The organism is Anaerobiospirillum sp. NML120511, from assembly GCF_023050955.1.
Lineage (GTDB): Bacteria > Pseudomonadota > Gammaproteobacteria > Enterobacterales > Succinivibrionaceae > Anaerobiospirillum.
Map to the genome: position 1 here is coordinate 59,967 of NZ_JALKIK010000011.1, position 12,472 is coordinate 72,438.

At 55.7% G+C, this 12,472-nt stretch carries 6 protein-coding genes; 3 read left to right on the top strand and 3 right to left on the bottom strand.

What is annotated here, in order from left to right:
- The first annotated feature begins 82 nt into the window (after positions 1-82).
- The 3 genes from MXE39_RS04875 (at position 83) to MXE39_RS04885 (ending at position 3,788) form a co-directional block, all read left to right on the top strand.
- Positions 83-1,837, top strand: coding sequence for a hypothetical protein (locus MXE39_RS04875; RefSeq protein WP_246978333.1), 1,755 nt, complete (start codon positions 83-85; stop codon positions 1,835-1,837).
- 325 nt (positions 1,838-2,162) lie between these two features.
- Complete coding sequence (locus MXE39_RS04880) at positions 2,163-2,912, top strand: SMI1/KNR4 family protein (RefSeq protein ID WP_246978334.1); 750 nt, start codon at positions 2,163-2,165, stop codon at positions 2,910-2,912.
- Between the two features lie 303 nt (positions 2,913-3,215).
- Complete coding sequence (locus MXE39_RS04885; RefSeq protein ID WP_246978335.1) at positions 3,216-3,788, top strand: helix-turn-helix domain-containing protein; 573 nt, start codon at positions 3,216-3,218, stop codon at positions 3,786-3,788.
- Between the two features lie 420 nt (positions 3,789-4,208).
- Here MXE39_RS04885 and MXE39_RS04890 read toward each other — a convergent pair whose 3' ends face one another.
- The 3 genes from MXE39_RS04890 to MXE39_RS04900 form a co-directional block, all read right to left on the bottom strand.
- Positions 4,209-9,938, bottom strand: a complete 5,730-nt coding sequence (locus MXE39_RS04890) for an ATP-dependent DNA helicase (RefSeq protein WP_246978359.1) — start codon at positions 9,936-9,938, stop codon at positions 4,209-4,211.
- Between the two features lie 267 nt (positions 9,939-10,205).
- On the bottom strand, positions 10,206-11,723 hold the full coding sequence (locus MXE39_RS04895; protein WP_246978336.1) for a hypothetical protein: 1,518 nt from the start codon (positions 11,721-11,723) through the stop codon (positions 10,206-10,208).
- 113 nt (positions 11,724-11,836) lie between these two features.
- Positions 11,837-12,391 carry an SUKH-3 domain-containing protein gene (locus MXE39_RS04900; RefSeq protein ID WP_246978337.1) on the bottom strand — a complete coding sequence of 185 codons (555 nt, stop codon included), beginning with the start codon at positions 12,389-12,391 and terminating at the stop codon, positions 11,837-11,839.
- Between the last annotated feature and the right edge of the window lie 81 nt (positions 12,392-12,472).

The following is a 12,472-nucleotide window of genomic DNA, read 5'->3' on the forward strand; positions in this document are numbered from 1 at the left end:
GTGCCGGTACGCCCAGCTTTGTGGCGGTACGGCCTGGTGCGGAGCCTGGTAATACTTGTGTTTTCAGATAAGGAAGTGCGTTATGGCAAGAACAGGTGCTAAAAACAGATCGTCGGGACGCTCGAGTGCTCCTGACAGTCTGCTTTCACAGACTGTGGAGCTCTCCAGTGAGCTGTACCACCGCCTTGTCTGTGAGATTATTCTCAATGAGCAGCATCGCGAGATCTGCCTGCCTCTGCTGCAAAGTCTGCTCAGTGAACACCGTGCTGTCTTCAGTGCTGATTACGGCAATTTCTTTCGCCTCATGTCCGGGGCTGCCCCTAGGGTGCTCTTTTACATGATGCAGATTCAGGAGTTCCGTGAGATTTACCTGTGCGATGACCAGCTGGCTCTGACCTACCATCTGTATGATCGCCTGATTAAGACTTCAGATCGCTACAACAATATGGTCCGCGAGTACCGCAATGTTCTCAATGACAGCAATGAATCGGTACAGGCCATGCGATCCCTGGTTAACCGCAATGAGCAGCGGCGCAATCAGGCTCCGGAGGATCGCCAGTTTGATGCCTTTGATGAGCTGGTTGAAAGTGATGCCCGCACCATAAGCGGCATTGGTGACCCCACAGAAGAAATCAATTACTTCAACACCAGAGAGCGTACCCGTATTGACGGACGCACCACTCAGGGCCGCGAACTGAAAAATGCTTTACAAAGCCAGATGGGTAACTTTGCCTGGGATGATCTGCCCAAACCGGTACGCCGCCGTAAAGGCAAAATGGCCTCAACTGATGACAAAGAGATCTTTGCCGGCGGTGCCATAGGTCGTCGCCTGAGCGCTCTTGCGGCCTCAAAGGCTGCCCCTGAGGTTATGCCGGCATTCAGCCATGAAAGCAATGAAGTGCTTTCAGCACGTATGCTGCTGGGCGCTAAGGGCCGCAGCGACGCCCCTGAAGTTGAGCTTGAAAGTAATGATGCTCCGTCGCCCGAGGCCACCGCAGCTGCAGCTGCCCTTTTTGGCCTTAAAACTGATCATGAGCGTGTGGTGCTTACGGCATCTGACTGCAGTGAGTATGTTCTGGGCGAGGTGGACAGCACTGCTCCTGACTATATTCAGGCTCTCAGTCCCTCAGGGGGCATTTATGCCTCTGCAGGCTTTAACAGCCATGCCTTTGCCATCATGGACATGCTAAGCCGCCGCCGCACCTTTGGCGCCCTTGAAAACCGCCGTGAAAACAAAAGCCTCGCCGGTCTTGAGGGCATGGACAATGATGAAAATCTGCCTCTGACCTTTAATGTGCGTGCCAGCATCAGCGCCATTGCTGATTACATGCAAAAGGAGCGCAACCGCTTCAGCTCCATCATGATGCGCTTTACCTCAAGCAATCGTAACCTCAGTGCCCTTTTTGGCCAGCATATTCAGATTATCACCGTTGATGCCACACAAATCAGCCCGGGTGGCATCACCCTTGAAGATCAAAGCGTGCCCTGCTTTATCATCAGAATGGGACGGGGACTTAATATCCGTCCTGACAGCATTGCCGACAGCGATGACAGTGTCCGTCCGTGGCTGACCAGCGCCCTCAACAACCGCTTTCTGGTCACCAGCGGCCTGCAGCTGCGCTCGGCGGCCCCTTCACTTGAGGGCAGCGAATTTGCCCATATGGTAAATGAGGCCTCCTCACGCAACGCCCCTTACAATCAGTGGAAGCTCTCCCTTGCTCATAACTGCATTTATGAGGGCGTCTATCAGGTAAAATTCAAAAGAGACAACCAGCTGCCCCTGACCTTCGACGATCAGAGCTCCGGCCCTTTTGACCTCGTATACATACGCCTGTAAGCCACAGCCCGGCCCGCCTGACGGCCGCACAGCGGCCAGGCTGCCTGGCTGTATGTCCGTCATGCACTGACTGCCTGTTCGCCTCGCTGTCATGCCAGGCCATGCCATGCCATGCCGTAGCCGCGCTGGCGATGATCTGGCCAGGCCAGGCCCTCACTGACCTCATGGCCCGAAAGGCTGACACTGGCGCAGCCATACAGGTGCTGCGCTGCCGGAGAGCACAAATGCGCCGCTGCAACAGCTTATATCGCGCGCATCAGCATTGCAGCGATTGCCTTTGCACCAGTGAACAGTGAGCTCTTACAACCTCAGAGGTAAACGGGAAGTGGAAAAAGATGAACTGACAGCACGACTTGCAGATCTGGCTCAGGGAAAGGACACTCCGGAGAGCTGGCAGCAGTGGTGGGATGAACATAAAGAACAGACAGCCTCACTGTTAAGCCCGGGAGAGTTTTTGCAGCTCAGACCGCGCCAGCACGGCTTTAAATGGGTACCACTAATTGCGAGCCAGAAGGTTGCAGTTGCCATACTGCAAAGTGCAGGTATAAGTGTTGAGGCAAGCCCTGTATACCATGAGCGCTATCTTGAGGAGCTGGATAATTTCTCCCGTGAGCAAAAACGTTTGCAAAAGGAAAAGCAAAGCACCTTCAAAACAAACTTTCCGCAGCTGTGTACCCGTTATCCACGCTTTTGCAGAGCTCTGGCAAAGGTGCTTGAGGTAACAGATGAAATACGAATGCCGGCGGCGCCTGAACTTATTACTGAGCAGGAGCATCTTCTTGAATTCACCTTTCCTGATGCAGTGCGTGAGTTCTTTACACTCACAGCCGGCATCAGACTGAGCAGCGGTATCACAGTAGATCTCAGCAGCACCTTTATTCTTGAGATGGATGCCCACAGGTACTGCGTGCTGGGCGAGTATTTTAAAGAGGCCGATGGCGATCTGCTGTTGCTCACTGCAGGCGAACAGACCATACTGTACTACGCTCATGAGCGCAACCAGGTCACAAAGCTGTGCAATGATATGAACGAGCTGCTGGAACTTAAGCTCTCAAGATATCTCAACAGCCAGTAAGAACCACACCTGCCCGGCCATGCCCGCATCAGCCCGGCAATGCCAACACCTGCCCGGCCATGCCCGCATCAGTCCGGTAATGCCCGCATCAAGCCTGTCTTGCTGCAGCAAGATGCGCCGCAGTGCCCGACACAGTACCAGTTACCACTGCAGAAATATGCCACGGGCAGTACAATTGCGCTCAGTGTCTGAATGACGCTTAAGCGCTTCTCTTTACAAAATATTTTACAACGACAAAAGATAAGGGCATATGACTGATGGCCTGACCACAATATGCCTCCCACTTTTTTAAGGTAGACCAGTATGCCACGTTATCTCGACAAAGATACCCGCGACAGGATCATAGAGCTGTTCAAAGAAGGAAAGAGTTTCAATGCTATTGGCAAAGAACTGGGCATAGCTGCCAGTACGGCCTCCAACATAGTAAAAAAAGAGCTTCCTATGGAGGAGCGCATGCCTGAGCTGCCTGCAACCTTTGACAGCGTTGAGCTGGCATACTCTGTCTGCACGGCCTGCAAATCAGCTGGATATGACTCACCGATAACTGCAATGATGTGCAACCAGTTCAATGTCGATGTTAAAAAGATCAGGGAGCTTGCCAACTGGTTTGCCAACAACTGCTCAGTTAATACTCACGAGACTGTCAATGAACTCAGGTCAGAGGTGGAAACCCGCGACCGGCTGATAGAGGGGCTCAGTGCTGACCGGGTAGAGAGTGAAGAGGCACTGGAGTACCTTGCACAGGCTCACCTCAAAAAGGAGCTTAAGAACACCACAAAGAAACTGCAAAAACGCCTTGAGCAGGAGAAGAACAAGGTTCGCTTCCTGGAAAAGGTTCATGAAATCATGAACGATCGCTCCGGCCAGCCAAAGTAAAAGAGCTCAAAGCCCCTGCACAACTCAAAGCCCTGAAAAGTCCGCACCCACAGCACAGTGCAGTGCACTGCACTGAACTGCACAATGCATCAGGCACTCTGTGCAGTGCCACGCTCCAGCTGCTCTGTGCCCGCCGTGCTGTACCTGAGGCACAAAGGCAAAAGCCCCGCAATGCGGGGCTTTGTCATTATGGGCAATCATGGTGATGACCGTACTTCCCTGTGGCCGTCCCCAGTCATGGCCCGACCCTGTAAGGCATCAAAGATGGTGACTGGCGGCTCTGGCTGCGGCCGGGCGTCCATGCCCGAGGCCATGGCCGTGGCGGAGGCTGGCCGTCCAGACCAGGGGCGTGGTGTTTAGCAGCCGTGGCGGTGGCGGTGGCTGGCAGCATGGAAAGCCGCCCGGGCGGCCGGGTGGGCGTCAGTTAAAAAAGCGCAGGGCTTCATCCACTGTGCTGACACGGGTCATCTCAGGCAGGGAATTGATAACTCTGCCTGCGTAGCCTGACTTTGCGGCACGTGGGTCGAGCAGTACCAGTACGCCCGTGTCGCTTTCATTACGGATCAGGCGGCCGGCGCCCTGACGCAGGGTAATAATGGTCTCAGGCACCTGGACATCGCTGAAGAAGTTACCTCCGGTGCGCAGCTCCATGCGGTAGCGGCGGGCCTGGAGCACAGGATCGGCTACCTGCTTGAATGGCAGCTTGTCGATAATAACCAGAGTAAGGGCATTGCCCGGTACGTCCACTCCTTCCCAGAAGGATGAGGTGCCGATAAGAATGGCATGGCCGTCCTCTCTGAACTGCTTCATTAATGTGCCTATATTGCCATCACCCTGTTTTAACACCTTGCGGCTGCGGCCATAGCGTGAGTTTACCCACTCCCAGGCTTCCTTGATGGCATAATTGCTGGTGGTCAGGATAAAGACACCGCCAGGTGAGGCTTTGATAAGCCTGTCAATCATTTCAAGGCCATCACTGATACGGTTTCTGGCATTGATGGCCGGGAAGTCAGCCGAGCGCAGAATGCAGGAATTGCTGGCATAGTCAAAAGGAGACTGCACAATCTTGCAGGCTACTTCATCAAGCCCCAGACCAATGTCGTAACAGAACTTGTTAAAGGTCTTTTCCACAGTAATGGTAGCTGAGGTAAAGATCACAGTGGTGCCCAGATCACGCAGTTTGCGCAGGGCAGCGCCCAGATAGGAACCAATCTCCACCGGACAGACCACGAGGGAGCGGCGGTCACCCTCACATTCAACCCAGCCGGCATTGTCCCAGGTAACAGCACCGCTCTTGTCGCGATCGGTGGTCATGAAGTCAGCAATGAACTGCTCCATTTCCTCACACTGCTCAATCAGCGGTTCGATCTCAGACTCATTGACTTCCTTGAATTTATCGAACTTGCTTCTGCACTCACGGGTCAATATGAGCATATCAATCATCAGGGCGCGGAAGTAAGGATCAATTTCCGGACGTCCCCTGGCATCAAAGATTACATCCTTAAGCTCATCTACGGCATTTTCATAGTCCATAGAGTCCTTGCTGCTGGTATGTAATCCTGTCATGCGATTCCAGTCAGCACGACGCTTTTCATAAAGAACACCCAGTTTTACAGCAAACTGCTTTTCAGTGCGTGTGCCCAGCTTGTCCATATTCAGGCTGTCATCAATGAGCTCCTCGCTCTGGGCATCAATACCCTCTCCTGCGGCACTGCCCCGGGCACGGGCCTCTTTGACCATTTTGACAAAGGCAGAATCCTCAGGCAGCACTGATAAGGTCAGAGGAGCACAGAGGTCAGCACCGAGCAGCTGGAAAGGAGATGGATAGAGGCGGTGATGGTATTTGATGCGGGTAACAGAGTTACGGCCCTCAGGCATGAGCATCAGGGCATTGTTAATGATATTGGACAGATAGGCAAGACGGGTCAGAGCTGTACCAAGATCACTTGATCCTATGGTAGTACTGGTATTTTCAAAGGCCTTATGAGCCTTTTCCACCAGGTTAATAATGCCCTCATGGGAAATGCTGCGACTGAAGAACTCACGGCCCACCTCTGCAAGAGTATGAGCCTCGTCAAAGACCAGTACATCAGGCAGAGGCAGACTTGAGCCCAGCTCACCAAAGCCGGCCGGATTTTGCAGAGCCGCAAAGAACAGCGAGTGGTTGATTACGGCCACATCGCGCTTGCGGGCCTCCTGACGGGCGGCAAAGGAAAAACAGTGTGATCCGTCAATATCAGGCAGGGATTTGATATCGATATTCTTAAGAGAAATCTTGCTCTCTTCATCATCTGAGCTGTTGCCATAAGCACTGTGCTCATAATGTGCAGCCTCAGAGAGCTGATTTAAAAATTCGCGGCGGTTGGAGGCATAAGGGCAGGTAGCGGACATCTCACGGCACTGACGGTAATCACAGGCCATGAAAGGACGGTCACGATCCTTAACCGCAAAGTTAATCTCACCAAACTTTGCATTACGAGGTGATCTGTCCATGGAGTCAGTGCATTCGTCCACATATGAGGAAATACGCTCATAATCACGGCTGTTAATATAGTTGCGGCCGTGGCCGTCAAGCAGATAGCGGCAGATGTAATTGCTCTGGCCCTTGAGACTGATGGCATGGAGATGATCCTTGCCCAGCATGTCAAAAAGGGCCGGGATATCCTTGGAAATGAGCTGATCCTGCAGGGCCTTGGTGCGGGTTGAAACCATGACCTTAAGACCGCCCAGAATTGGCGGCACCAGATAGGAGAAGGTCTTGCCCGTTCCTGTTCCGGCCTCAACTACCAGAAAGCCGTTGCGGCTTTGCATGCTGGTTACTGCGGTGGCAAAGTCAATCTGACCCTGGCGGGGATTGTAATTGTCTATATAGCTGGACAGCAGACCGCCTTCCTTGAAGAAGGCCATGACATTGATGGAAATGAGCTGGAAGCGGGTCAGAGGATCAAGACCTGACTTGTGCATGAGCTGACAGTAGGCTGAATAGACAGTGTCATCAGTAATCATGCCCAGATCTTTGATAATTTCTATGGAGCGGAAAGTACGCTGCTTTAAGACATCATTGCCTGCAGCCTCCATGCCCCTGGTAATATTGACCCCATCCACCTGCTTATCTCCTGTACTCATATCATTCATGCTCTCAAGGGCCTGCCGGACAGCATCCCTGATATAGCCCCGGCTCCGCCCGGCTCCGGCCTCAGCCGCAGCCATGGCGGGAGCCTGGGCTGTGGCAGGGGCCATAGCGTCAGCCATGCTTCCTGCCCCATCCTGATCTCCATGGTCATAACCGCCATCAAGGTCAGGATTGCCCGCGCCGTCAGCTGCGCTGCCCGGCGCCCTGGCAAACGGGTCGTCCAGAGCTTCAACATGGGCATCGGCCTCATCAAACCAGCCCATGGCGCTCTGAGCCCAGCCCGTGCCCCTGCGGGCACGCAGCCATGGCAGCCCCGCAGCCTCTGCCTCAGCGGCAGCGGCAGCTGCAGCTGCAGCTGCAGCATCAGCCGAAGCATCAGGCTCAGCTCCGGCGCCATAGCCGCCCGCCCCGCCACCAGCATCATCAGCGGCAGCTGCACCTGTGCCCCACTGATCCTGACAGTGACTGACAGCCACATTGGCCAGCTCAGACGCATTAGCCTGCTCAGCGGCATTGAAACTGTCACACAGCTGCGTGGCCGTCTGCATGACAGCAGCGCCTCTGTCATCTGAGGCTGCCCCAAAGGACATGGTCTGGCTGGACAATGTGTCCACAGCATTAAGGGCCTTAGCGCCCTCATCAACGCATGCCCTGTCAGGCACAAAGTTACATGGCTGCACCGTACCGACGTCGGGACCGGCATATGCACCGGAGTCGACGTCGACACTGGCGTCGGCACATACACCGTCATTGCCATAGGCACCGGCGTAGGCCTCATAAGCCCCCTGAGCCGCTCTGGCTGCTCCGGCCGGGCCGGCAGTGGCGGCTGCACCGTCAGCGCCTCCCATGCCTGCAGCCATATCAGGATGATTGAACGATGATGTGTCCGCGCCATTGTGGACCTGATCTCTGATGCCCGGAACCATGGCTGTATCAGGCCGGGCCCCATAGTATACCTGTTCTGCAGCCCCGGCGCCCGCATCAAAGGCATCAGCCCCGGCGCCCGCCCCTGCAGCTATACTCTGAGCGGCAATACCAAAAGTACGGGCGGTCACAGTACTGGCATAGCCATCAAGATAAAGCGCTCCGCCCTGATCCTGGCCGTCAGACTGGCCGTCAGACTGGCCTCCCACAGCATGCGCGCCTGCCTCAGGAAAGGCAGACGGCCCCTGAGCTGGCTCAAGATACTGGCCACCTCCCTGAAGATGGGCATATGAAGGAAAGGACGAAGATGACGCAGCTTGCGCAGGTGAAAGCAAAGAAGTGTGCGCAGCTGCCCTGCCCGGCACAGCCGAATGTACGTGCTCCTGAGACTGGGTCTGGGGCTGAGCCTGATACTCAAGCCGCGCCTGAGTATGATACTCAAGCCCCGCCTGATCCTGATACTGACCACTGCCATGAAGCTGAGCATATGATGGGGCTGACGATGGTGGCACAGCTGTCGAAGCCCAGGCTGGCTGGGCAGCTGGCCTGACCGGCACAGCAAACTGTCCCTGAGCCGGGTCTACTGCAGGGACCTGAGAGGACATGCCATTTTGAGCGGCAGCCAGCCGGGCCGCCAGGGCCTGAGCAGTTTGAACCTGAGCAGCCTGAGTATCCGGCTCCCCTGCCATGCTTTTGAACATGGCAGCTCCGGCCTCATTACCGAAGTTGCCGGCAGCTGCGCCATAGTGGGTACAGGCTGCAGCTGCAGCAGCTGCAGCGGCTGCCGCAGCCCCATGCCCCGTCATGGCTGACTGAGCAGCATGGTCGGCAGGTCCTTGCTGCATGCCTGCAGCACTCTGACCAGGAGCATAGTAATTGATCTGTCCGTCGGTCATGCTCAAGCCAGCGATCTGCTGATCTTGCAGATCAGGCAGCGGCAGACCTGCCATGACTGGATAATCGCTGTCAGTATCACTGACTGTAATGGCCGGCTCAGGGGCACTTAATGCCCCGGCATGACCAGGCGCCACAGCACCGGCCCCACCAGCCCTACGGGCTGCGGAGGATGCAGCCGCAGCCGCGTCAGCTGCGCTTAATGCCCCGGCATGACCAGGCGCCACAGCACCGGCCCCACCAGCCCTACGGGCGACGGCGGCTGCAGCCGTCGCAGCATCAGCTGCGCCAGCATTAGCACCACTGCCAGCACTGTGCCGCTCAGGTATGGTGTTTATCCAGGAGTTATGGTGCTGGCTCTGATTTAAGAACTCATCCATGCTCATGGAGCGGGGCGGCTGCGAGGATGGCATGGAAAGCCTCATGGCCTCACGGTTGTGGTTCCGGCTGACACGATATGCACCGGCAGCATCAGCAGCTGCCGCCATGACAGCCACCTGCTCAGCCTGAGCTGCCAGTGCCGCACGGTCCATACCCTCAGACTCATCACTAATAAGACAGCCCTGACCTGGCATCACTGATGGAGCGGCACTGCCCCATGGGTTTGCTCCACCGCCGGCACTGGCCGCGCCTGCGGCAGCTGCTGCGGCAGCGGCCGCTGCAGTTGCCATGCCCGGAACTCCACTGTGAGTATGTGCCCCCTGCATGCCAGGTTGCAGACTGTTATCAGGGGCCCATGGCTGAGCACCCGGATCAGCCTGCGGAGGCTGGATCGACTGTGGCGGCACCATGGCGTGCCGGCCAGATGCACAGCCATAGTGCCCGTGACTGTGCCCGGCCTGCTGATCCATTATCTGCCCGGACTCAAACACCTGCCTGCCTTGCTGCTCCTGCATCTGAAAGTCTGTCAGGGCCTGAGGCTTCTGGTTCGGCAGCTGGCAGAGCTGCTGATCTGCTGCATACAGGCCCTGAGGGGCGGCCGGGGCAGGAGCAGCTGCGGCGGCCGGAACTGAAGCGGCAGCAGATGCAGCTGCAGCACCAGGTCTGTAAAGGCTGCCAGCGCCGTCACCTGCGGTGGAAGCAAAGCCATAGCCCAGGGGATTTTCCCTGAAAATATCATTCATGCGGGAGTCAAAAGATGCCTGGTCAAAGTCCTTAAGACTGGCGGCTGTCTTTCTGTTTCTGTTTTCCTGGACCATGATGACTCTCTGTTGCTTGTCCGGGCCATGCTCCACCTGTTACAGCGGGCAACCTGAGAAAAATCTCACAAGGTACAATAACTGAGGCGCGCCCCAGTGGCAATATCAATTTGTTCAATCCCTGAGCGCACTCTCACGTCCTGCCCCACAGCGCTCTTCCAGCGCCATCAAAAGGCAGCCCGGCTATCCGGGCAAGGCCTTTGGCCCTACTGAGGCCGAGGCTGAGGCCTGTTCGGGGCCGGGGCCATGTAAGGGGGACGGGGACGGTTAAAAGTCGCGCAGCTGCTCAAAGTGCTCAAGCAGGGCATCGCGGTCAAAGCCGCCCTGAGCCATGCTGTTGAGTATTTCCTTAAGAGCCATATAGACCTCTTCGCGCTGTTCAGTTTCAATAAAATCCATTCTGTTGAAAGTTTCAGTATAGGCGCTGACAGCTGCAAGGGCCTTATCAGTAAGCTCCCTGATTTGCTCGTGCTCATCATCTGCGCCCCGGGCAGCTGCAGCACTGGCGGCAAGTTTGATGAGCTCTGACCTGGTTTTGCGGTACTGCCGGGCCGCTTTTTGGGCTGCTCTGGCCGGGATATGCTCGCAGCCGTCCCAGCTGCGCAGAGGATTATCAAGGTTCTGCGCCAGCCACTCCTCCTTACGTGGCTGAGTGATTTTCAGGTCGACATCGCTGCGTCCTTTCCACAGCTTTTTGACCTCACGGGCCGCCTCGGCGGGCAGACTGGTCATCCACAGCCAGTTAAGCTCAGTGCAGCTGTCAGGACGGGGCACATCATCAGCTTCAAAACCAAAGAGATCATAAGTGGAAAATCTCTGCAGAGCTTTTAACCTGTGCAGACTGTCCATGCCGCGCAGGCGCCCCGGGGCGCCCCACAGTCTGAGTTCTTTAAGTTCAGGATAGACCTCAGGCAGGGCCGCAATATCAAAATCATCAATATGGCTGCCATGCAGGCTCTGCAGCGCCAACAGCTCAGGATGAGGGCGGCAGCGCGCAATAAAGCTCAGCTGCAGCCTGGCACCACTGTCGTGAGCATGAACAGTACAGTGGTCTTCCTCTTTTTGCTGGAACTGCAGCTCCTCAGTACGCTCGCCTGTCCACAGCTGCTCAAGTCCGTTCATGTCCAGCATCAGGCTGGTAATAGCCGTACCACGCAGATCAAGAGTTCTCTGGCCATGATTTATCAGCGTAAGTTGAGTGATAAAAGGATTGCTCTGCAAAAACTCAATCAGATCAGGGTGCCAGCGGTGACACTCAAGTGAGTACACACAGGGCAGAGCCCTGAGCTCCAGAGCCGAGTCAAATGACTCAACCTCATCGTTGACGCGCCTGGTGGCAGCCTGGACCTGGCGGCCATTGAGCTCAATAACACCTGTATCTGACATGGCTGCCTTAAAGGACTTACGCTGCTCATCAGGTATCTGACGCCATAAATGCTGACGACAGGCATAGTAACCCCGGTCCCAGAAGCCGTAACTCTTGCAGCGCTCATGCTCCAGAGGCTTTACCTGACCGACCAGAATATAATCGCCCGGTACCTGCACAGGAACATTGAGCAGACAGAGCTCCCCTTTCCAGTAATAAAAGTCATAGTAAAGCGCCTGCAGCTTATCAATCTGCCCTGGCTCAAGGCCCCTGTCCCCCACCCAGTCATAAGTCAGAACCACAGCCTGATCATCAGAACTCAGGTGGTCAGCCGGCACTACGGCCGTAATCTGACAGGCCGTCCAGACACCATACTTTTCGTTATAGACAGTATAAACATCACCGGCTCTTGCCAGCATAAACATCTCCTTACAGCCTGATGGTAAGCCCGCTGCACTGGCCGCCGCCCCGCCCGCTGCGCGGTCAGCCCGGCCTGCGCAGCGCTTACGGCACAGTCGCGCCTGACAGGCACTTATGACCTGGCGTCGAATGCCCTGAGGCTTTTCATGGCTGCCGAGTCAAATTTGCAGGTACGCAGCTCACGCTCAATCAAATCAAAGACAGAATCAAAAATCTCTGTCTCATCCTGATACTCCCAGCGTGCCAGCAGTTTGCCGTGCTCGCTTATCCATACCTCAGCCGGATAGTAATAGCCTATATGGCCTACAGGCTGGCATGGCATACCGGCACAGGACTCGATTATCCTGAGGTCCTCACCTGCCATACTGGCAAACATTTCATCCTGAAAACTGTCCTTTATGGAGTCGACCATATAAGGAAAGAGTGCAAACCAGAAATCGGCCGCATGAGTGGTCTTCCTGACCTCAAGGTACCATTGCGGGCACAGCCCAAAGTATCGACGATAGAATCTGGCTGTGCTCTTCATCATGGGCATGCCCCGCCGGGCGTAATACTGCTCAGCAGCAGAAATATCAACCCTGCGGTCCTCGTGCCAGCCGGCATATTTCATCAGGGTCTGCACTTTATCCTTAAGCTCACCTGTAATGGGGATACGTTCCTTAATCATCTGCCACCTCCATGTCGGCAGGCTCTTTCATGATGGTGATCATGTCGCCACGCAAATATCGCAGCAGCCGCACAGCTGCCC

What these genes read in the sequence shown, in the direction of transcription:
- MXE39_RS04875 (WP_246978333.1), top strand. Translation starts at nt 83, where the DNA reads ATGGCAAGAACAGGTGCTAAAAACAGATCGTCGGGACGCTCGAGTGCT.
- MXE39_RS04885 (WP_246978335.1), top strand. Translation starts at nt 3,216, where the DNA reads ATGCCACGTTATCTCGACAAAGATACCCGCGACAGGATCATAGAGCTG.
- MXE39_RS04890 (WP_246978359.1), bottom strand. Translation starts at nt 9,938, where the DNA reads ATGGTCCAGGAAAACAGAAACAGAAAGACAGCCGCCAGTCTTAAGGAC.
- MXE39_RS04895 (WP_246978336.1), bottom strand. Translation starts at nt 11,723, where the DNA reads ATGCTGGCAAGAGCCGGTGATGTTTATACTGTCTATAACGAAAAGTAT.
- MXE39_RS04900 (WP_246978337.1), bottom strand. Translation starts at nt 12,391, where the DNA reads ATGATTAAGGAACGTATCCCCATTACAGGTGAGCTTAAGGATAAAGTG.